The 21,281-nt window shown below is 70.4% G+C and carries 20 protein-coding genes; 12 read left to right on the plus strand and 8 right to left on the minus strand.

Annotated features, from left to right (window positions below; genetic code table 11):
- A complete protein-coding gene (locus OHS82_RS16470; RefSeq protein WP_328434075.1) occupies positions 1-432 on the plus strand; it encodes a hypothetical protein in 432 nt (143 codons plus the stop codon).
- 163 nt (positions 433-595) lie between these two features.
- Here OHS82_RS16470 and OHS82_RS16475 read toward each other — a convergent pair whose 3' ends face one another.
- Positions 596-808 (minus strand): hypothetical protein, encoded by a 213-nt coding sequence (locus OHS82_RS16475; protein ID WP_328434076.1) that lies wholly within the window; start codon positions 806-808, stop codon positions 596-598.
- A gap of 557 nt (positions 809-1,365) precedes the next feature.
- Between OHS82_RS16475 and OHS82_RS16480 the strand changes: the two genes are divergently transcribed.
- The gene (locus OHS82_RS16480; protein WP_328434077.1) at positions 1,366-1,581 is read left to right on the plus strand and encodes an SCO4402 family protein; all 216 of its coding nucleotides are present in this window, start codon (positions 1,366-1,368) and stop codon (positions 1,579-1,581) included.
- A gap of 180 nt (positions 1,582-1,761) precedes the next feature.
- Positions 1,762-2,259 carry a hypothetical protein gene (locus OHS82_RS16485; RefSeq protein WP_328434078.1) on the plus strand — a complete coding sequence of 166 codons (498 nt, stop codon included), beginning with the start codon at positions 1,762-1,764 and terminating at the stop codon, positions 2,257-2,259.
- Positions 2,260-2,457: 198 nt separating this feature from the next.
- Here OHS82_RS16485 and OHS82_RS16495 read toward each other — a convergent pair whose 3' ends face one another.
- A complete protein-coding gene (locus OHS82_RS16495; RefSeq protein ID WP_328434079.1) occupies positions 2,458-2,823 on the minus strand; it encodes a hypothetical protein in 366 nt (121 codons plus the stop codon).
- A gap of 119 nt (positions 2,824-2,942) precedes the next feature.
- Here OHS82_RS16495 and OHS82_RS16500 point away from each other — a divergent pair, with 119 nt between their 5' ends.
- Complete coding sequence (locus tag OHS82_RS16500) at positions 2,943-3,452, plus strand: SigE family RNA polymerase sigma factor (protein ID WP_328434080.1); 510 nt, start codon at positions 2,943-2,945, stop codon at positions 3,450-3,452.
- A gap of 102 nt (positions 3,453-3,554) precedes the next feature.
- Complete coding sequence (locus OHS82_RS16505) at positions 3,555-4,817, plus strand: hypothetical protein (protein ID WP_328434081.1); 1,263 nt, start codon at positions 3,555-3,557, stop codon at positions 4,815-4,817.
- A 118-nt stretch (positions 4,818-4,935) separates the two neighbouring features.
- Here OHS82_RS16505 and OHS82_RS16510 read toward each other — a convergent pair whose 3' ends face one another.
- Entirely contained in the window at positions 4,936-6,270 is a 1,335-nt protein-coding gene (locus OHS82_RS16510) for an Nramp family divalent metal transporter (RefSeq protein WP_057584756.1), read from the minus strand.
- Between the two features lie 280 nt (positions 6,271-6,550).
- Between OHS82_RS16510 and OHS82_RS16515 the strand changes: the two genes are divergently transcribed.
- Positions 6,551-7,891 carry a M14 family metallopeptidase gene (locus OHS82_RS16515; protein ID WP_328434082.1) on the plus strand — a complete coding sequence of 447 codons (1,341 nt, stop codon included), beginning with the start codon at positions 6,551-6,553 and terminating at the stop codon, positions 7,889-7,891.
- An 18-nt stretch (positions 7,892-7,909) separates the two neighbouring features.
- On the opposite strand, the gene OHS82_RS16520 is transcribed toward OHS82_RS16515, so the two are convergent.
- The 4 genes from OHS82_RS16520 to OHS82_RS16535 form a co-directional block, all read right to left on the minus strand.
- Complete coding sequence (locus OHS82_RS16520) at positions 7,910-8,608, minus strand: hypothetical protein (protein WP_328434083.1); 699 nt, start codon at positions 8,606-8,608, stop codon at positions 7,910-7,912.
- A 136-nt stretch (positions 8,609-8,744) separates the two neighbouring features.
- Complete coding sequence (locus tag OHS82_RS16525; RefSeq protein WP_057584463.1) at positions 8,745-9,155, minus strand: RidA family protein; 411 nt, start codon at positions 9,153-9,155, stop codon at positions 8,745-8,747.
- Positions 9,152-9,925: an IclR family transcriptional regulator gene (locus OHS82_RS16530; protein ID WP_057584464.1), complete on the minus strand. Its 774-nt coding sequence runs from the start codon at positions 9,923-9,925 to the stop codon at positions 9,152-9,154. The genes OHS82_RS16525 and OHS82_RS16530 overlap by 4 nt, the downstream gene beginning before the upstream one ends.
- Positions 9,922-11,085 (minus strand): sugar kinase, encoded by a 1,164-nt coding sequence (locus tag OHS82_RS16535; RefSeq protein ID WP_443061783.1) that lies wholly within the window; start codon positions 11,083-11,085, stop codon positions 9,922-9,924. Before OHS82_RS16535 ends, OHS82_RS16530 begins: the two co-directional genes overlap by 4 nt.
- A 171-nt stretch (positions 11,086-11,256) precedes the next feature.
- On the opposite strand from OHS82_RS16535, the gene OHS82_RS16540 reads away from it, so the two are divergent.
- Positions 11,257-12,531 (plus strand): amino acid deaminase, encoded by a 1,275-nt coding sequence (locus OHS82_RS16540; protein WP_328434084.1) that lies wholly within the window; start codon positions 11,257-11,259, stop codon positions 12,529-12,531.
- A 27-nt stretch (positions 12,532-12,558) separates the two neighbouring features.
- Positions 12,559-14,184, plus strand: a complete 1,626-nt coding sequence (locus OHS82_RS16545) for an N-acyl-D-amino-acid deacylase family protein (RefSeq protein ID WP_328434085.1) — start codon at positions 12,559-12,561, stop codon at positions 14,182-14,184.
- 22 nt (positions 14,185-14,206) lie between these two features.
- On the opposite strand, the gene OHS82_RS16550 is transcribed toward OHS82_RS16545, so the two are convergent.
- The gene (locus OHS82_RS16550) at positions 14,207-15,076 is read right to left on the minus strand and encodes a S1 family peptidase (RefSeq protein ID WP_266724127.1); all 870 of its coding nucleotides are present in this window, start codon (positions 15,074-15,076) and stop codon (positions 14,207-14,209) included.
- Positions 15,077-15,433: 357 nt separating this feature from the next.
- Between OHS82_RS16550 and OHS82_RS16555 the strand changes: the two genes are divergently transcribed.
- The 4 genes from OHS82_RS16555 (at position 15,434) to OHS82_RS16570 (ending at position 21,250) form a co-directional block, all read left to right on the plus strand.
- Positions 15,434-16,255, plus strand: a complete 822-nt coding sequence (locus tag OHS82_RS16555; RefSeq protein WP_266724641.1) for an FAD binding domain-containing protein — start codon at positions 15,434-15,436, stop codon at positions 16,253-16,255.
- Position 16,256: 1 nt separating this feature from the next.
- Entirely contained in the window at positions 16,257-18,983 is a 2,727-nt protein-coding gene (locus OHS82_RS16560) for a molybdopterin-dependent oxidoreductase (protein WP_328434086.1), read from the plus strand.
- The gene (locus OHS82_RS16565) at positions 18,980-19,951 is read left to right on the plus strand and encodes an antibiotic biosynthesis monooxygenase (protein ID WP_057584470.1); all 972 of its coding nucleotides are present in this window, start codon (positions 18,980-18,982) and stop codon (positions 19,949-19,951) included. Before OHS82_RS16560 ends, OHS82_RS16565 begins: the two co-directional genes overlap by 4 nt.
- Before the next feature lie 87 nt (positions 19,952-20,038).
- Positions 20,039-21,250: a pyridoxal phosphate-dependent aminotransferase gene (locus OHS82_RS16570; protein ID WP_306949564.1), complete on the plus strand. Its 1,212-nt coding sequence runs from the start codon at positions 20,039-20,041 to the stop codon at positions 21,248-21,250.
- The last annotated feature ends 31 nt before the right edge of the window (positions 21,251-21,281 follow it).

Here is a 21,281-nt window from a genome sequence, read left to right on the forward strand (position 1 = left end):
GTGTCCAGAACTGTAGACATCGACTTCACCTTCGGGGAGGCCATTTCGGTCTCGGAGGTACTGCATGCCCTGCTCGGTGCCGGACTGCGTATGCCGTCGGACACCGAGGTGCCGTATCTCGTCGACGAGGACGGCATGTTCGAGTGGCAGAAGGCGGCCGCTTCCGACGTGGACGACGTCATCTCCCGGCTGGCGGACAAGCGGTGGGAGGACAGGGCCGTCGGCATGACCCTGCTTCTTCCCGACGGGCCCCACGGCGGTGATCTCCTGTTCCATCCGGGGCGAACCTCGGTATCGTTCGTGGTCGCCGTCCACCCCAGGTACCTGCCGGATTCCTCCCGTTTCTGCGACCTGGGTTGGTACCTGGCGCGGTTGGTTCCCGCACTCGAGCCGCTGGGACTGGCGGAGATTGAAGCCCGGGACGCGCCGTAGGGATGCGGCTGTGGCCTTTTCCTTCGAGTTCGTGAGACCGTCCGCCGCCGGGGAGAGATCCCCGGCGGCGGACGCATGCGAGGAGGGCGGCGGTTACGGGTACGCCGCCACGTACGCCACCCGCAGGCCGGTAGTGGCTGAGGACCCAGGCGAGTTGGGGGAGTCAGGCGTGGAGGCGGTCTTTCGGCTTGGCCGTGACTACGCATTCGTAGACCCGGCCGTCAACGTGGACGACGGCGACCATGAGGGCCTTGCCGTTGGGGCTCGGCTTGTAGTGGACGCTGCGGATCTCGGGCCAGGGGAAGTCGACGGTGATGTCGTACATCTCGAAGGCGACGCCCGCCGCGTCCACGACGACCGCGTTGTGCTTGTCCACGGCCGTGAAGTCCGGGCCGGCCGACTGCTGCGGGGCGTACTGCGGCGGGGGCGGCCCGAACCCCGGCGGTGTTTACGGAGGAGGAGGCGGCGGCTGCTGCTCTGTCACCAATTAATTCCGAAACGCCCTCGACTGCCTATAAAGAAGGGCGCTGGCTGCGGTTCCTTCAAACCGTCGAAGACCTACCCCGCCCTGCGCGGCGCGATGACCTGGTCGACCCACTGGGACGCGACCGCCGGCAACGCCTGGTCGTCGACGGTCGGCCCCCACGTACACGCCCTGCCGTAACCCTTCCGCGACCACGCCACACCGAGCACCACTGCGCACTGCGACACTGGACGCCACGTGACGCCCCTCGGTGAGAGCGATCCGAGATCGTTCCCACCAGGGGCTTCACGCCCCACCCGGACCCAGGCACCTCACAGCCCGCGACGCACGCACCGCGATCACAGCGATCACAGCGATCACAGCGATCACAGCGATCACAGCGATCAACGGGCGTTTACCGGGAAAGGACCGGTGACTGACTGAAATAGAAGGCATGGAGATCGCGCAACGTGAACGATGTCGAACTGCCGGAAATGCGGAAGAGTGTACTCTCCGCCGTCCATGCTCTATCAGATGAGGGCTACCAGCGGCGGGTGTGGATTCGCAAGGAGTATCCCGATGAAGGTTACTATGATGACTTCGAAACGAACCTTCACATCCTTTTCGATGACACCCCGGTGCTCGATGACCCTGAATCGTCGGTCGGGATGATTCTGAGAAGTTGAGATGAGGCGGGGGCCTTGAAGGGACTGGCTGTGGCCATCGACAGTCTGCTCGCCCGGGAAGGGGGAGATCGAGAAGACGTCGACTACATCAATTCCCCCCTCTGGGGTGCCGTGGTGAGTGCGGCTTCGATCGCGCTTGCTGCAATGAATCGTTAATCCAGAGCCTTCGGAGGGTCAGTCATGGAGATTCACTTCGTCCCAGCTTCGATGAAACGGCCCACGGAGCAGCAGCTTGCATGCCTCGACCGAGCAAGTGCAATGGATCTCCGGTACGACTACTTCTTCGTCAATATCAGCTTGAGCATGCGCGAGTTCGGGAGAGAGAATTTTCCCGGAACTCCCGCTTTGGACTTCGTCTACCGCGTCCTGGCCGCCGCCGAGAACGCGCACCGAGGCATTCCCGGGCAGATCTCTTTCACGGAAAACGATCTCCTGATCAGTCTGGTTCCCGATGGCACCGAGGTGACGGTGACGCGATCCTGGGACCCAGCGGCCGCAACCTGCTCGGTCGATGACCTCGTAGCCGCTTCGTGTGAGTTTTGCAAAGATCTCATCGATGACACGGTTCGAAAGTACCCGGCATTCCAGGGAAACCCCTTCTTTTCGAAGCTGCAGAAGATGCAAGCCGCCCTGAGTTGCGGCTGCCAAGCGTCGTCCCGTGACTGCTGGTCACAGTGAGCCGGTGGCGCCGGCTCATCAGCCGAAGAGGAGGTCGACGTCCTTCTCTGTGCAGAGCTGCTGAAATGATCTCGCCGTGACGGGTGTGATCACGGCGTGGGAACCCTCCTGGATACGCCTGTTCACTGGGTGGAGCCTGCGTCAGTTCAGCAAGCCTGTCAGCGCGTTGCGGCGTAGGGCTTCGGGGCCAGCGGCTGGTCAGCCCGCAGGCCGGTAGTGGGCAAGGACCCAGGCCAGTTGGGGGAGCCAGGTGTGGAGGCGGTCTTTCGGCTTCGCCGTGACCACGCATTCGTAGACCCGGCCGTCGACGTGGACCACGGCGACCATGAGCGCCTTGCCGTTGGGGCTCGCCTTGTAGTGGACGCTGCGGATCTCGGGCCAGGGGAAGTCGACGGTGATGTCGTACATCTCGAAGGCGACGCCCGCCGCGTCCACGACGACCGCGTTGTGCTTGTCGACGGCCGTGAAGTCCGGGCCGGCCGGCTGCTGCGGGGCGTACTGCGGCGGGGGCGGCCCGAACCCCGGCGGTGTGGAGGGAGGAGGAGGCGGCGGCTGCTCTGTCACAGCGGCAACCTACCGGGCAGGGTCTCTGAGACCACTTTCGGTCCCCCTGAAACATTTACCGTGCCCCACCGCATCAATGAGGTGAGGGGCGGCACGGCAACCGACACAGGGGGCAGTACATGGGGCAGGTCCGCGCGGACGAGTACGCCGAGTTCGCGGCGGCGCGGGCCCGGCATCTGTACCGGTCGGCGTGTCTGCTCACCGCCGGGGACACACACCTCGCCGAGGATCTGGTTCAGGAGACCCTCGGCAGGCTGTACGTCCGCTGGGGGCGGGTGTCCCGGGTCGACAACCCGGCCGGGTATGCGCAGACCGTCCTCACCCGCACCTTCCTCGCGCACCAGCGCAAGCGAAGCAACCGCGAGCAGGCCGTGGACGTGTTCCCCGACCTGCCCGACGGCAGGGGCGCCGACGCCTCGCTGCGGCTGACGCTGGTGCAGGCCCTCGGGCGGCTGCCCGCCAAGGACCGGGCCGTCGTGGTGCTGCGGTACTGGGAGGACCGCTCGATCGAGGAGACCGCCGACGCCATGAACGCCAGCTCGGCGGCCGTGCGCACGCGCTGCTCGCGTGCCCTCGGACGGCTGCGGCAGCTGCTCGGCGAGGACATGAGCGAGTACGCCCGGCCCTGAGCCGTCCGGCCCGCGACGCCTCGAATGTCCGGCTCCGGGCCGCCGGCCCGCCGCACTTCAGAACGACTTCACTCCATCCCACGCGGAAGACGGTGGTTCCCCATGCCCGTAGACCAGCACAGCGATCCCTTCGAGGAGCGGTTCTCCGCCGCCCTGCACGAGGCCGGCGGCGCCTTCGACCGGCCGGGCGGCGCGCTCGCCGCCGCAGGTGAGGCCCGCGGGCGCCGGCTGCGGCTGCGGCGCAGGGCCGCCGTCGCGGGCGGCGTGGCCGGCCTGGCCCTCGTGGGCGTCGGCGGGACGCTGCTCGTACCGCGCGGCGGCGCGCCCACTGCGAACCCCGCCTCCGTCGCCGCGAGCGGCAGCGCCAAGCCGGCCGCGTACTCCGGGGACGACGTGTTCCGCACGCTCAAGAAGTTGCTGCCGAAGGGGAAGCTGACCAAGACGGAGGCGCGCGGCACGAAGGGGGAGCTGCCGCCGCTCGCGCTGGGCGTGTTCGACGACGGCAAGGGCGAGGGGGCCATTTCCGTCGGCCTGGACCGCGTCCGGACCGACACCCCGGGGAAGTTCGATCCCGTCACCGCCGTGATGCCCTGCTCGGACGGCGGGCAGTCGGGGTTCGACAGCTGCAGGACGGACGTCCTGCCCGACGGGTCGGCGGTCACCGTCTACCAGGGTTACGAGTATCCCGACCGCCGTGAGGACACCAAGGCGTGGGGGGCCGACCTGGTCACCCGGGCCGGGCAGCATGTCAGCGTCATCGAGTGGAACGCCGCGGCGGAGAAGGGCAAGCCGGTCACCCGCCCCGAACCCCCGCTGTCGACGTCCCGGTTGAGGACGCTCGCCGCGGCCCCGGAGTGGCGCCGGATCGTGGACGCGATCCCCCGGGAGCAGCAGAAGCCGTCCGCCGCCGCGAGCGCGCCCACCCGGCCCGCGGAGATGGCCGGCTGGGTCATCCTGCGCAAGCTCAGTCTCCTGCTGCCGGACGAACTGAAGCGCGTCTCGTACGGCAGCCAGGAGACCGGGTTCGGATACATGGTCGTCGACGACGGCAAGGGCAGGAGCCTGGTCCAGGTCAACGTGCAGCCGGGCATGTCCGACGCCGCCGACGAGCTGTTCGGCGAGGGCTCCGAGACCCTGAAGGACGGCACCCGGGTCGCCGTCCACCAGGGGCCGGGCGAGAAGGGCGGGGCCGGGGTCGTGATGTGGACCGTCGACACCCTGCGCAAGGACGGTCTGCGGGTCGTCGTCAGCGCCTTCAACGCCGCCGCGCAGAACAAGGCGGCGACGCGCGCCGAGCCGGCCCTCACCGTCAAGCAGCTGCGGACGATCGCGCTCAGCCCGCGCTGGCGGAGCACCGAGGACTGACGGGCCGCCACGGGCCGTCACGTGCCCCGGCCGATCACGTCCCGGCAGGGCGTGGCGGGCCGGGGGCCCGGCCGTGGCTCCGCGGGGTTCAACGGGGGCTCCGCGGGGCCCGGTCGGGTCAGAAGAACTCCGACCAGGGCTGGTCCCAGATCTGCTTGACGCACAGCACCAGGAACAGCAGTCCCGCCAACACCAGCATCGCGTTGCTCAGCAGCCCGTTGCGCCATTCGCTGGGCGTGCGCGAGGAGTTGAGCAGCCACAGCAGGGTGCCCGCGAGGAACGGCAGGAAGGCTGCGCCCAGCACGCCGTAGAGGATGACCAGGCGGAACGGCTGGCCCTGGAAGAGCAGCACGATCGGCGGGAACGTCAGCCAGAGCAGGTACGCCCGGAAGGGCCAGGAGCGTTCCCGCTCGCCGGAGGCGACCTCCGTGCCGGTCGTGTCGCTGCCGCCGCGCAGGCGGGCGTAGAAGTCGGCGAACATCAGGCTCACCCCGTGCCAGACGCCGATCAGGGAGGTGAAGGACGTCGCGAAGAAGCCGATGAGGAAGAACTCGGCGGTCGCCGCGCCGTACTTCGCCTCCAGGATGTCGCTGAGCTGGACGAGCCCCTTGTCGCCGCTCGCGATCGACACGTTCGCCGAGTGCAGCAGCTCCGCGCCGACGAAGAGCATGGCGACGACGAAGACACCGGTCGTGAGGTACGCGACGCGGTTGTCCAGCCGCATGACCTTCATCCAGCCCGTGTTGGTCCAGCCCTTGGCGTTCACCCAGTAGCCGTACGCGGCCAGCGTGATGGTGCCGCCCACGCCGCCGATCAGGCCGAGGGTGTTGAGGACGGAGTCCTTTTCGTCCGGCAGGACCGGCAGCAGGCCGGCGAAGGCGTCGCCGAGGTTCGGGGTGACGCGGACCGCCAGGTACACCGTGACCACGAACATGACGCCCACCAGGACCGTCATGACCTTCTCGAAGACGGCGTACTTGTTGAACCAGACGAACACCAGGCCGATCAGGCCACAGGCGACGGCCCACGACTTGAGGCCCATCACGTCCGGGAACAGCGCCTGCAGCGGCAACGCGCTCGACGACATCGCCGCCGCGCCGTAGACGAAGCCCCAGACGACCAGGTAGACGCCGAAGAACCAGGTCGTCCAACGGCCGAGCCCGGCCCAGCCGTCGAAGAGGGTGCGGCCGGTGGACAGGTGCCAGCGGCCGGCCGCCTCGGCGAGGGAGATCTTGACCAGGCAGCCGACGACGGCCGCCCAGAGCAGGGTGTAGCCGAAGTTGCTGCCCGCGATGAGGGTGGCCACGAGGTCGCCGGCGCCGACGCCGGTCGCCGCGACCACGATGCCGGGTCCGATGTACTTCCAACTGGACTTTCTGGGGGTCCGGTCGGTGCCGGTCGGTGCCTCGGTGTCCGTGGTGTGGCCCGTGGGGGGTCCCGTGGTGTCCGCCATGAAGGTCAAGAAAGCCCAAAGCGGCCGGCCCGGCAAGAGGGCCTGCCCGATCTCCACCCGATGTCCTCGGCCCGCCCTCGCGTGTGATCACTTTCGGCGGGTGCGTTCCCAATTACACTTCGCGGCCGGTCATGCGCCGTTTTTCGCATGGTTCCGGCCATCACCCCTTTGTCGCCCCTTGACCTATTGACCTGTCCATGCCATGCACCGACGATGTGCGGCAGTCGCACCACCGCACCACCGCACCCCCACACACTCCGACTCCCCACTAGGAGCGTTCATGCGACTGCGCATCCGCAGGAGCGGTGCGAGAAGCACCGTCCTCGCCGCCCTGCTGGCCCTCGCCCTGGCCGCGCCGTTCTCGGCCGTCACCGACGCGTCGGCGGGCGGCGCCCGAAAACCGGCGCCGTCCGCCGACGACATCCGCCAGTACGAGATCCACGTCCACCACAGCACCCCGCAGCTGCGCACCGCGATCGCCGCCTCCGGGGTGAGCGTGGACGAGGCCGACGAGGAGACCGTCGTGGTCTCCGGCCGGGCCGAGCAGATCGGGAGGCTGCGGGCCCAGGGGTACACGGTCTCGCCTCTGGGCGCGGCGCCGGACCGGGTCGCCGAGGACGAGGTACGGCTCTTCGACTTCCCGTCCGCCGACTCGAAGTACCACAACTACGCCGAGATGACGGCGGAGATCGACCAGCGCGTCGCCGCCCGCCCGGACATCATGAGCAAGCGCGTCATCGGCAGGTCGTACCAGGGCCGGGACATCGTGGCCGTCAAGATCAGCGACAACGTGGCCGTCGACGAGGCCGAGCCGGAGGTGCTGTTCACCCACCACCAGCACGCCCGCGAGCACCTCACCGTGGAGATGGCCCTGTATCTGATGCGCGAGCTGAGCGCCGGGTACGGCACCGACTCCCGGATCACCGACATGGTCAACGGGCGCGAGATCTGGATCGTCCCCGACCTCAACCCGGACGGCGGCGAGTACGACATCGCCACCGGCTCCTACCGGTCGTGGCGCAAGAACCGGCAGCCCAACTCCGGTTCCTCGTACGTCGGGACGGACCTCAACCGGAACTGGGACTTCAAGTGGGGGTGCTGCGGCGGCTCTTCCGGCAGCAAGTCCTCCGAGACCTACCGGGGCGCGTCCGCCGAGTCCGCGCCCGAGGTGAAGGTCGTCGCGGACTTCGTGCGCAGCCGGGTCGTGGGCGGCCGGCAGCAGATCACCGCCGGCATCGACTTCCACACCTACAGCGAGCTGGTGCTGTGGCCGTTCGGCTACACGTACTCCGACACGGCGACCGGGATGAGCGCGGACGACAACGCCGCGTTCAAGGCCGTCGGGCAGAAGATGGCCGCGAGCAACGGGTACACCGCCGAGCAGTCCAGCGACCTCTACATCACCGACGGCTCGATCGACGACTATCTCTGGGGCACGCAGAAGATCTTCTCGTACACCTTCGAGATGTACCCGTCGTCCGGTTCGGGAGGCGGTTTCTACCCGCCCGACGAGGTCATCGAGCGGGAGACCTCCCGTAACCGGGACGCGGTGCTGCAACTGCTGGAGAACGCGGACTGTATGTACCGGTCGATCGGCAAGCAGGCGCAGTACTGCAGCTAGCGCCGTGCCGGGAACCGGCTAGTCGGCGCCCTCGGTCTTGGCCTTGGCATCGTTCTTGGCCTTGGCATCGTTCTTGGCCTCGGCCTTGGCATAGGCCTTGGCCTCGGTCGCTTCGGCGTCGTCGTCCCCGGCATCCCCGGGGTCCACGGCGCCCGAGGCCTCGCCCTCCTCGAAGTAGGCGTCGAGGACCGCGTCCAGCTGGTCGTCCCACTCCGCGAAGCGCGCCCTGGCCGTCGCCTCGATCTCGATCGGGTACCAGCGGCGGTCGGGGGTGTGCACGGTGACGGTGTACCGCTTGCCGAAACGCGGCGTCTCGGTCTCGACGGCGCCGATCTCGTCCCAGCGGAACTCGCACTCCTCCTCGTCGAGGCGGAGCCGGACGCCCCTGGCGTCGGCGGCGATCCGCGCCCGGCGGTCCGAGGCCTCGAAGACGGGACCCGCGGCGGACGCGTCCGACTCCTCCGCCTCCCCGGCCCCGGCGTCGCTCTCGGCGACGCCTTCGGCGTCCGCGTCGCTCTCCGCCTCCGCGTCGGTCCCGACGTCGGGGCCGCTCTTCTCCACCTCCTCGGAGTCGACGACCGCCGCGGCGTCGTCGGCCTCGGCCGGCTTCGCGTCGGCCGGCTCCGCGGTCACGGGCGACGTGAGCCCGGGGACGAATGCCGGGTCGAATCCGGCGCCCTCCAGGGGCTGGCTGCTCGAACCTATGCGCTGCTCCACAGCGGGCAGTATGGTCGAAGATCCTGTGCCGGACACAGCCAGCCCCTACTTCGTTACGGGAGTTCCGCACGGCGATCCGTCAGAGACCCAGACGAAGACGCTCAATACGGCCGCCCCCTCGGGTCCGGGGCCGGGGTCAGCCGAGGACGGCGAGCGCGTCGATCTCGACGAGCAGGCCCGCCGGCAGGCCGACGTAGACCGTCGTGCGGGCCGCGGGCGGACCGGTGAGGTCCTGCTCGTCGAAGTACGCGTCGTACAACTCTTTGAACTCGGCGAAGTGCCCGGTGTCGGTCAGGTAGACGCGGATCATCATCACGTCGTCCCAGCCCGCGCCGCCCTCCTCCAGGATCGACCTGACGTTGGCGAGGGTCTGCAGGGTCTGCTCGCGCAGGCCGGGACCGGCCGGCGTCGGGGGCCGGCCCGGCTCGGCGGGCAGGAAGCCGACCTGGCCCGCCACCTGGAGGATGTTCCCCTTCTTCACGCCGTGCGAGAACTTCGCGGGCGGGGTGGTGTGGGTGCCGGGGGTGAGCGCGGTCTTCTCGGTCATACGGCGTCCTTGTCGGGAGCTGATACGGGCGTCCTGCCGGAGTACTCGGCGCTGACGGCGTCCGCCGTGCGGCGCACCAGAGGAAGCAGGGCGAGGAGTTCTTCGGCGGTGACGACGACGTTCGGCGCGGAGACCGACAGTGCGGCGACCACCCGGCCGTCGGCGCCCCGGACGGGCGCGGCGACGCAGTTGATGGACTCCTCGTGGCCGCCGAGGTCGGTGGCCCAGCCCTGTTCGCGCACCTTCTGCAGCTCACGCAGGAAGGCGGGGGCACCGGACGTCGAACGAGCCGTGTAGAGGGGGTAGTCGAGGCTCTCGGCGACGGCGCGCCGCTCGGGTTCGGGCAGATCGGCGAGGAGCAGCTTGGCGACGGCGGCGACCGTGATGGCGACGGGCCTGCCGATGCGCGAGTACATGCGGACCGGGTAGCGGCTCTCCACCTTGTCGATGTAGAGGACCTCGCCGTCCTCGTACACGGCGAGGTGGACGGTGTGTCCGCAGGTCTCGCCCAGTCGGGTCAGGTGGGGGTGGGCGATCTCGCGGACGTCGAGGTTCTCCATCGCCTCCTGGGCGAGGGCGAACAGGCGGGCGCCGAGGCGGTAGCGCTGGTCGGCCTGACGGTAGACGAGGCCGTGCTCGTGGAGGGTGCGCAGCAGCCGCAGGGCGGTCGACTTGTGCACGTCGAGGCGGTCCGCGACCTGTCCGAGGTCGGCGGGGCCCTCGGCGAGCAGCGGGAGGATGCTGAGGGCGCGGTCGACGGTCTGGCTCATGGGGTGCGTACCTCCTCGGGGGCGGCCGGGGCCTGCGTCCAGCCCGGGCCGAGTCGCAGTCTCCCCCACGCGGTGTCGTCGAGGGCGGCGAGCCGGTCGGCGTGGTCGCGGGTCGGGGGGACGGCGAGGTCGCCGGGGACGGTGAGGGCGGCGGCGGCCGTCAGATGCCCGTGCCGCAGCCGGTCGCGGGCGGGCAGCCCGCGCAGGGTGGCGGAGAGGAACCCGGCGGCGAAGGCGTCCCCGGCGCCGACGGCGGCGACGACGTCGACCCGCGGGGCCGGGACGTGCAGGACGCTGTCCTCCTGGACGCGGTCCCCGTGAACGCGGTCCCCGTGAACGCGGTCCCCGTGGACGCGGTCCCTGTGGAAGAGGGTTGCCCCGTGTGCGCCCTGTTTGACGACGAGCACCTCGGGTTCGGGGATCGCGGCCCGCACGGCGTGGACGCCGTCCAGGCCCCACACGTCGGCGGCCTCGTCCTCGCCGACGAACACCAGGTCGGCGCCGCGGGCCAGTTCCCGCAGGATCCGGGGGCCGTCGCCGTCCGTCCACAGCCGGGGCCGGTGGTTGACGTCGAAGGAGACGAGCGGCCGGCCGGGCCGTGCGGCGGTCAGTTCGCACAGCAGACCGAGGCAGTCCGCGGAGAGGGCCGCGGTGATCCCGGTGAGGTGCAGGACCCGGCCGGCCCGTACCGCGTCGAGGCCGACGGTGTCGACGGACATCGCGGAGGCTGCGGAGCCGGCCCGGTAGTAGGCGACCTCGTGGGCGTCGCCCGACCGGTCGCCGGCGGTGCGGAAGTAGACGCCGGTCGGGCGGTCCGGGTCGCGTCGTACGCGGCTGACGTCGACGCCGTAGGAGCCGATGGTCTCGACGAGGTGGTCGCCGAAACCGTCCGCCCCGACCCGGCCGATCCAGCGCGCCGTGTGCCCGGCCGCCGCCAGTGCGCAGGCCACGTTGGACTCCGCGCCGCCGATGCCCCGGTCGAAGGACGGCACGTCGGCGAGGCGACCCGGACGGGAGGGCTGGAACGCGACCATGGACTCGCCGAGCGTGACGACGTCGACGACATCCACGACGTCGGTGACATCCACGACGTCGACGACGTTCACGACGTGCGTGGCGTCGGGGGCGTCGGGGGCGTTGCGGGGTCCGGTGGCGGTCACGATCGTCGTGGCTCCCGTGCTGGTGTGGGCGAGCGAAGCGGGATGGAGGTCCCCGGCCGAAGGCTGGGGGAGGATCCGTTGACCCCGCGCTGGCGGAGATGTTAGACAGCGGTCAGCGACATACGCAACGGGCGTTGCAGCTTGCGCAACGTACCTGATCAGGGAGGTTCCATGAGTACCGAGGCGTTCGCGGCGCTCGCCCGACTGGCCGAGGAACGTGTCGACCACCGCTTCAAGGGCCTCCCGCCGGACGCCGAAGGCCTCACCGTCGGCGAGCTGGCCGCCCAGCGCCGCAACCTCTTCACCGGAGGCTTCGCGACACCGGTGCTGGCCCTCTCCGCGGAACGCCTGGAGCACAACCTCACGCTCATGGAGACGTACGCGACCCGGCACGGCCTCGCCTTCGCGCCGCACGGCAAGACCTCCATGGCCCCGCAGCTCTTCCGGCGCCAGATCGACCGGGGCGCCTGGGGCATCACCCTCGCGGTCCCGCACCAGGTGCGGGTGGCCCGGGCGTTCGGCGTCCGGCGCGTGTTCCTCGCCAACGAACTGGTCGACCCGTCGGCCCTGCGCTGGATCTCCGCCGAACTCGACGCCGACCCCGGATTCCACCTGGTCTGTTACGTCGACTCCGTGCGCGGCGTCGAGCTGATGGACGCGGCCCTGCGCGGCGCCGCCCGCCCCGTCGACGTCGTGGTCGAGCTGGCCGCCGGCGAGGGCGCCCGCACCGGCGTGCGCACGGAGGAGGAGTGCGCGGCGGTCGCGGACGCGGTGGCGGCCGTCCCGACGCTGCGGCTGGTCGGGGTCGCGGGCTACGAGGGTGAGGTGCCGGGGGCCGACCCCCAGCGGGTGCACGCCTGGCTGCGCCGGCTGGTGGCCCTGGCCGTCGGCTTCGACGCGGCGGGGCGGTTCGCGGACGTCGAGGAGATCGTCGTCAGCGCCGGCGGCAGCGCCTGGTTCGACGCGGTCGCCGACGTCTTCGCCGCCATCCCCGAACTCTCGCTCCCCGTGCTGAAGTTGCTGCGCTCGGGAGCGTACGTCTCGCACGACGACGGCCACTACCGCAAGCTCACGCCGTTCAACCGGGTCCCCGGGGAGGGCGCGCTGGAGCCCGCGTTCCGGCTGTGGACCCAGGTCGTCTCCCGTCCCACCCCCGACCAGGCGTTCGTCAACGCGGGCAAGCGCGATGCCGCCTACGACCTCGACCTGCCCTTCGCGCAGGTGATCCGCCGCGACGGCCGTGAACGCCCCGCGACCGGCGTCTCGGTGACCGCCCTCTCCGACCAGCACGCCTGGCTGCGCACGACGGACGAGGCGGACCTCGAGGTCGGCGACTGGGTGGGCCTCGGCCTGTCGCACCCGTGCACGTCCTTCGACAAGTGGCCGCTGATCCCGCTGGCCGAGGCGGACGGCACGGTGGTCGACTACATCCGCACCTACTTCTGACCCGTCCGAGCCGAGCCGGAGGCCGACATGGAAGACCTCGTGATCCGGGACGCCGACGTCGTCGACGGCACGGGCGCGGACTCCTACCGCGCGGACGTGGTGATCGACGACGGCAGGATCGTCTCGATCGTCAAGGAGGCGGCGGCCGCGGGCTGTCAGCGCCCGAAGGCCGTGCGGGAGCTGGACGCGGAAGGGCTGGTCCTCTCCCCCGGCTTCATCGACATGCACGCCCACAGCGACCTGGCGCTGCTGCGCGACCCGGACCACAGCGCCAAGGCGGCCCAGGGCGTGACGCTCGAAGTCCTGGGCCAGGACGGTCTGTCGTACGCCCCGGTCGACGACCGCACCCTCGACGAGGTGCGCCGCGCCATCACCGGCTGGAACGGCCCCGGCGACGACGTCGACTTCGACTGGCGGTCGGTGGGCGAGTACCTGGACCGGCTGGACCGCGGCGCCGAGGGGCGGGGCATCGCCGTCAACGCGGCCTATCTCGTCCCGCAGGGCACGGTCCGGGCCCTCGTCGTCGGCTGGGAGGACCGCCCGGCCACGGCGCGGGAGCTGGACCGGATGCGGCGGCTGGTGGCGGAGGGCCTGGAGCAGGGGGCGGTCGGCCTGTCGTCCGGGCTGACGTACACGCCCGGGATGTACGCGGGGAACGCCGAACTGGAGGAACTGTGCCGGGTGGTGGCGCGCTACGGCGGCTACTACTGCCCCCACCACCGCAGTTACGGAGCCGGTGCGCTGGAGGCGTACGCGGAGATGGTGGAGCTGGCCGGCAAGGCCGGCTGCGGCCTCCATCTGGCCCACGCCACCATGAACTTCGGCGTGAACGAGGGGCGTGCGCCCGAGTTGCTGGCCCTGCTGGACGATGCGCTCGACGCGGGCGCCGACATCACCCTCGACACCTATCCCTACACGCCCGGCTGCACCACGCTCGCGGCCCTGCTGCCCAGTTGGGCGAGTGAGGGCGGCCCCTCGGAGGTCCTGCGCCGCCTCGCCGACGACGAGAGCGCCGAACGCATCCGCCACGACCTGGAGGTGACCGGCGCGGACGGCTGCCACGGGGTGCCGGTGGACTGGGAGACGATCGAGATCTCCGGGGTGACGAACCAGGCGCTGGGCGACTTCGTCGGCAGCACGGTCGGCGCTTCGGCCGCTCGTCTGGGCTGGACTCCGTGGGCGACGGCACGCCGGCTGCTGCTCGAGGACGGACTCGGGCCGACGATCCTTCAGCATGTGGGCCACGAGGAGAACGTCCGCGCGATCATGCGCCATCGCGTCCACACGGGCGGCTCGGACGGCGTCCTGACCGGCGCCCGCCCGCACCCGCGCGCGTACGGCACGTTCCCGCGCTACCTCGGCCACTACGTAAGGGAGTCCGGGATCCTCTCCCTGGAGGAGTGCGTCGCCCACCTGACCGGCCGTCCGGCGGCCCGCCTGCGTCTGCCGGACCGGGGCGTGATCCGTGAGGGGTACCGCGCCGACCTGGTGCTCTTCGACCCGGCGACGGTCGCGGCGGGCTCGACGTACGAGTCCCCGCGCACACTCCCCACGGGCATCCCGCACGTCCTGATCGACGGCCGCTTCGTCGTCGAGGACGGCCGGCGCACGGACGTGCTGGCGGGGCGGGCGGTCCGTCGCGGTCCCACGTGACGGAACGCCCCGCCGCCTCGCCCTACGGCTTGGGCAGGGTGCACCCGCTCTTGTTCAGGTCGATCTGGTTGCCGGCCTTGAAGCAGGCCGGGATCAGGTAGGTCTCCTGGGCGTAGTTGATGCCCTTGCGGACGGTGACGTTGCCGTTCGCGTCGACCTCACACGGGTTGTTCTCGGTGCAGCGCTCGCCGTCCTCGTTGCCGGTGTTGTTGACGGCGACGACCTTGCCGGTGGACTGGTCGATCACCGGCGAGCCGGAGGTGCCGCCGATGGTCTGGCAGGCGGAGGTGTAACGGACCGAGTCCTTCCAGGTCCAGTCGCCCTCCTTCATCCGGTAGACGAACCCGTCGACGTTGCAGCTGTAGAGCCGCTTCCAGTAGCCGGACGCCACGGTGATGGCGGTGCCGGCGACCGGGTGCGTGTCCTGCACGGTCAGGGCCGAGATCCCGTACGAGTTCCTGATCGACGCGTAGGTGCTGGTGAGCTGGTAGATCGAGACGTCGGTGTCGGTCATCGTCCCGTACGCGAGCTTGCTGGCGCGCAGGGTCGCGACCCGGGTGCCGGCGGAGTTGAGCAGGCCGAAGGTGCGGCTGGAGGCCTGGTTGACGAGCACCTCGCCCGGCTCCGGGAACCCGGTCGACAGGCAGTGGCCGTTGGAGAGCACCAGCGCGGGGTCGGTGTCCAGGGAGCTGGGGAAGCGGACGACCGAGCCGGAGCAGTTGCTGAGCGCGACGGTCCCGGCGAGGTTGACGGCCTTGAGCGTGGGCGTGGCGGCCTTGAGCACGGGCGCGGCCGCCCCGGTCCCGGCCGCGGCCGGTGCGGCGACCGCGGGCGCCGCGCCCGCCCCGGCGATGGCCAGGGCGAAGCAGGCGGCGACGAGAGGCTTTCTCATGTGGGGGTCCCCTCTTACGACAGGGCGACCGGAGATCTTCCGGCCGCCCGCTGTTTTTGTCATGCGCATTGTTGGTTCCAGAGGGGAGGAGATCAAGGGTCGGCTTTCGGCCAGGGGGCGAAGGGCGGCGCTCTCGCATCCGGGAGCCGTCCGGCGGACCAGGTCGCGGGGACGCAGCCGACAGGCAGCGGCGCCTCGTCGGCCCCGGTGAGCGGCGCGGTCCTCCGTCACCGCCCCCATATGCCGACATGGCGGGTCCGGTCCGCCCGGGGATATCCTTGGAGGGACTCTCCGCGCCCATCGCGCCCCGTCGACAGTGGCCCTTGCACGCTCGTCGCCGTGAGGGAGATCGACCCCATGGACCTCAACACCATCACCGAAGTCGTCCGTCGACCGGCGGGCCGGCCCGGCGCGGACTGGCGTGAAGGCGACGCCTGGCTCGCCGGCGGAACCTGGCTGTTCTCCGCCGAACAGCCGGATCTGCGCCGCCTGGTCGACCTGACGGCGCTGCACTGGGAACCGCTGACACAGAGCGACGCGGGCCTCGAGATCGCCGCGACGTGCACCATCCGGGACCTGTACGCGTTCACGCCGCCCGACGACTGGATCGCAGGCCCCCTCCTCGGACTCAGCTGCGAGGCCTTCCTGTCCTCGTTCAAGGTCTGGAACTCGGCGACCGTCGGCGGGAACATCTGCCTGTCCCTGCCCGCCGGGCCGATGATCACGCTGACGGTCGCGCTCGAGGCACGGTACGAACTGTGGGCTCCCGACGGGTCCACGCGCGTGGTCGACGCCCTCGGGTTCGTGACCGGGGACCACCGCAACGTGCTGGCTCCGGGCGAGATCCTGCGGCGCGTCGCCGTTCCGGCGCACGCCCTGCGCAAGCGCGCCGCGCACCGCCGCTTCACCCTGACCCGCCTCGGCCGTTCGACCGTGTTCCTGATCGGCACGCTGGCCCCGGGGACGGGCGACCTGCTGCTCACCGTCACGGCGGGCACCACACGGCCGGTGCGCATGGCGTTCGACGGCTTTCCCGACGCCCTGACCCTGCGGCAGAGCATCGACGCCGTCCCCGCCGACGTCTGGTTCGCCGATCCCAACGGGACCCCCGGCCATCGGCGCCATCTGACACGGCACTTCGCCGAGGAGATCCGACGCGAACTCATGGCTGGAACCTGACATGACCTACCTCGTGAACGGCAGGAGCTTCCCGGAGGAGCCCGAACCCGGCCAGTGCCTGCGCACGTTCCTGCGCTCGCTCGGCCGTCACGGCGTCAAGAAGGGCTGCGACGCGGGCGACTGCGGCGCCTGCACGGTCTGGCTGGACGGTGATCCGGTGCACAGCTGCATCACCCCCGCCTTCCGCGCGGACGGCCGCGAGGTGACCACGATCGAGGGCCTGGGTTCACCCGGCGACCTGCACCCGGTGCAACGGCGCTTCCGCGACGCCCCGGGATTCCAGTGCGGCTTCTGCACCGCCGGGATGATCATGACCTCCGCGACGTTCACCGACGCCCAGAAGGCCGACCTGCCCCGGGCGCTGAAGGGCAACCTCTGCCGCTGCACCGGCTACCGGGGCATCGAGGACGCGGTGAACGGCGTGGTGGGCGTGGAGAGCGCCGCGCCGGGCAGGGCGGTCGGCCGGAGCGTCGGCGCGCCGGCCGCCGAGGACGTGGTGACCGGTCGCGCCGAGTTCACGATGGACACCCGCCTCGACGGCATGCTGCACCTCAAGGTGCTGCACTCCCCGCACGCACACGCCCGGATCCTCTCGATCGACAAGAGCGCCGCCCTCGCGGTCCCCGGCGTGCACCGGGTATACACCTGGCGGGACGTGCCGCGCCGGCGCTTCACCACGGCGATCCACACCGACCATCTGGTCGACCCGGACGACACCCGCATCCTCGACGACACCGTCCGCTTCGTGGGCCAGCGCGTGGTCGCGGTGCTGGCCGACACCGTCGCGGCGGCGGAGGAGGGCTGCCGCAGGGTCCGAGTGGAGTACGAGGTGCTGCCGGCCGTGTTCGACCCTCTGGAGGCGATGGCGGAGGGCGCGCCGCAACTGCACGGCTCGGACGACCCGTTCGTCCGCGATCCGCTGCACAACGTCCTGCTCGAACTCCACACGCACATCGGCGACGTCGACGCGGGGTTCGCCGAGGCCGACGTGATCCACGAGGGCACCTACTTCTCGCCGCGCGTGCAGCACGCGCACCTCGAGACCCACGGCTCGATCGCCTGGATGGAGGACGGGCGGCTGAACGTGCGCACCAGCTCGCAGTCGCCGTCGATCGCGAAGGTCAAACTCGCCTACCTCTTCGCGCTGCGCCCCGACCAGCTCCGGGTGTTCTGCAAGCGCGTCGGCGGCGGCTTCGGCGGCAAGCAGGAGGTGATCTCCGAGGACCTGGCGGCGCTCGCCGCCCTCGACACCGGACGGCCCGTCTGCTTCGAGTTCACCCGCGAGGAGGAGTTCACCACGGCCTCGCCCCGGCATCCCATGACGCTGACGGTCAGGCTCGGAGCGAAGGCGGACGGCACCCTCACGGCGTTCCAGGTCCGCAACGTGTCCAACACGGGCGCCTACGGCAACCACGGCGGGGAGACGCTGTACGCGGGCGGCGCCGCCGTGGCGGTCTACCGCTGCCCCAACAAGAGGTACGACGCCTTCTCCGTGTACACCAACACCGTGCCGAGCGGGGCGCTGCGCGGGTACGGGATGACGCAGCCGGCGTTCGCCGTGGAGTCGGCGATGGACGAACTGGCGCGCGCGTTGCACCTCGATCCGCTCGCCCTGCGCCGCCGCAACATCGTGCGGCCGGGCGACCCGCTCGTGGCCCTGCACGACGGCCCCGACGACGTGGCGTTCAGCGAGGACTCCCTCGCCAAGTGCATCGACCTGGTGGAGGGCGCCCTGGCCGAGGCCGCCGACCGGCCGCCTCCCGGCCCCGGGTGGCTGGTGGGCGCCGGCGTCGCGAGCTCCCTGCACGAGACCGCGCCCCCGACCGAGCACATCTCCGAGGCCTGGGTCACCCTGGGGGACGATCTCGTCTACGAACTGGCCGTCGGCACGGTCGAGTTCGGGGAGGGCACATCGACCGCGCACGTCCAGATCGCGGCCGGTCAGCTGGGCACGACGCCCTCGCGGATCCGTCTGGTGCAGTCGGACACGGACCGCACGGGATTCGACACCGGCGCCTTCGCCAGTGCCGGACTGTTCGTGGCGGGCAACGCGGTGCTCCGGGCGGCCGACGCCGTGCGTGACCGCATCCTGGAGTACGCCGCCGCGTACACCGGCGTGCACCTCGTGCTGTGCTCGATGGCCGACGAGGAGGTCGTCTGCGGCGACCGGCGGGTGCCGCTGGCCGAGCTCGTCACGTCGGCACGGGCCCGCGGCATCCGGTTCACCGCCGCCCGCAAGGCCTACGGCTCGCCCCGCAGCGTCACCTCCAACACCCAGGGGTTCCGCATCGCCGTCCACCCGGTGACGGGCGAGATCCGCATCCTGTACAGCGTCCAGGCGGCCGACGCCGCCGTGGTCGTCAATCCCGCCCAGGTCCGCGGGCAGGTCGAGGGCGGGGTGGCGCAGGGAATCGGCTTCGCGCTGACCGAGAACCACCACGTCGACGAGAACGGCGTCATGGTGAACCCGAATCTGCGCAACTACCGCATCCCCACCTACGCCGACGTCCCGCGCACCGACGTGCTCCTGGTGGCGTCGACGGACTCCGTCGGTCCCCTGCGGTCGAAGGGGATGGCGGAATGCTGCATCAACCCGGTGGCCCCCGCGCTGGCCAACGCGCTCCACGACGCCACCGGCGTCCGCTTCCGCTCGCTGCCCCTGACTCCGGAGCGGATCTGGAGCCGGCTCGCCGAAAGGCAGTCGGTGGCGACGGGCCCGGGCTCATGAGCACCGACCAGCACCGGAGCGCGGGAGCGACCGCGATCATCAATCAGAAGGTACTGCCCGGACTCGAACAGGAGTACGAGTCATGGCAGCAGGGCGTCAACGCCGCCGCCGCCGACTACGCCGGATACCTGGGCGTCGAGGTCTCCCCGCCGACCCCGGTGCAGCCCGAGTGGGTCGTCGTCTACCGGTTCGACTCCGTGGCCCACCTGAAGGCGTGGATCAACAGCACCACGAGACAGCGCCTCCTGGCCGTCGGCGACAAGTACCTCGACGGCCCCGGCACCCAGCAGGTGATCAGCGGCGGCTCCCGCCCGACGGATCCGCTGGTGACCGTGGTGGTCACCCACCGGGTCGACCCGGCTCACGTCGACGAGTTCCTCGCCTGGCAGCGCCGTCTGACCCAGGAGGAGGAGAGGTTCGAGGGATTCCGCGGCACGGAGATCTTCCAGCCGGTCGAAGGGGTGCAGGACGACTGGACCACCCTGTACCGGTTCGACAGCGCCGAGCACCTCGACGCCTGGCTGACGTCGAACAGACGCAAGCAGGTCCTCGCCGAGGGGGCGAAGTTCGACGACTTCCGGCTGCGCACGATCGACAACTCCTTCGGCAGCTGGTTCGCCTTCGAGGAGAACGGCAAGGACGCAGCGGCGCCCTCCGAGACCCGGACGGCCCTCGCGGTCTGGGTCGGCCTGTATCCGACCGTGGTGCTGCTGACGCTCGCCCTGTCGCCGCTGGGCATGCCGTTCTGGCTCGGGCTGCTCGTGGGCAACCTGCTGTCGAGCTTCCTGATGAGCTTCCTCACCATGCCGTACTACGTGAACCGGCTTCTCAAGCGGTGGCTGAGGCCCGCCCCGGACGAGCCGGCGACGCGGACCAACCTCATCGGCCTCGGCATCATCGCCGCACTGACGGCGTTCTGGGTGGCGGTCTTCTACGTCGTCACGACCCAGATCTGGACGTTGCCCTGAGCGATCACCGAAAACCACCCGAAATGCACGTCTCACGTGGCGGAAAACACGCCCCCGGAGGCGATACCGGGCCGTAAGCTCCCAGACATGCAGGTGATCCAGTCGACCAAGCTCGCCAACGTCTGTTACGAGATCCGGGGCCCGGTTCTCGAGGAGGCGATGCGGCTGGAAGCGGCCGGTCACCGCATCCTCAAGCTGAACACCGGCAATCCGGCCGCATTCGGCTTCGAGGCCCCGCCGGAGATCCTGGAGGACATCCTCCGCAACGTCTCCACGGCGCACGGCTACGGCGACGCCAAGGGCCTGCTGGCGGCGCGCCGGGCCGTCGTGATGCACAACCAGACACTCGGCATCGAGACGGACGTCGAGCACGTCTTCATCGGCAACGGCGTCTCCGAGCTGATCGTCATGGCGATGCAGGGTCTGCTGGACGACGGCGACGAGGTGCTGGTCCCGGCGCCGGACTACCCGCTGTGGACCGCCGCCGTCTCGCTCTCCGGCGGCACCGCCGTGCACTACCGCTGCGACGAGCAGGCGGACTGGATGCCGGACCTCGCCGACATCGAGCGCAAGGTGACCGACCGCACCAAGGCGCTCGTCATCATCAACCCGAACAACCCGACCGGGGCCGTCTACGACGAGGCGATGATCCGGGGGCTGACGGACATCGCCCGCCGGCACAACCTGCTGATCTGCTCGGACGAGATCTACGACAAGATCCTCTACGACGGCGCCACGCACACCCCGACCGCCAAGGTCGCCCCCGACCTGCTCACCCTCACCTTCAACGGCATGTCGAAGGCGTACCGGGTGGCCGGATACCGGGTCGGCTGGATGTCGATCTCCGGCCCGCGCGCGCACGCCGACTCCTACATCGAGGGCCTGACGATCCTGGCGAACATGCGCCTGTGCGCGAACATGCCGGGGCAGCACGGGGTGGTGGCCGCGCTCAGCGGACGCCAGACGATCAACGACCTGGTGCTGCCGGGCGGGCGGCTCAAGGAGCAGGTTGACACGGCGTACGAGCTGCTGACGCAGATCCCGGGCGTCACCTGTGTACGGCCGAAGGGTGCGCTGTATCTCTTCCCGCGCCTCGACCCCGCCGTCTTCAAGATCCGCGACGACCGGCAGATGGTCCTCGACCTGCTGCGCCGAGAGAAGATCATGGTGGTCCAGGGGACCGGCTTCAACTGGCCCGAGCCGGACCACTTCCGGGTCGTCACCCTGCCGACGGCGACGGACCTGCGGGACGCGGTGGGCCGGATCGCCCGCTTCCTGGACGGCTACAGCCAGCCTTAAACATCATCCGGGCAGCGACTTCTTGAATCCC

It is taken from the genome of Streptomyces sp. NBC_00425 (assembly GCF_036030735.1).
Classification (GTDB): Bacteria; Actinomycetota; Actinomycetes; order Streptomycetales; family Streptomycetaceae; genus Streptomyces.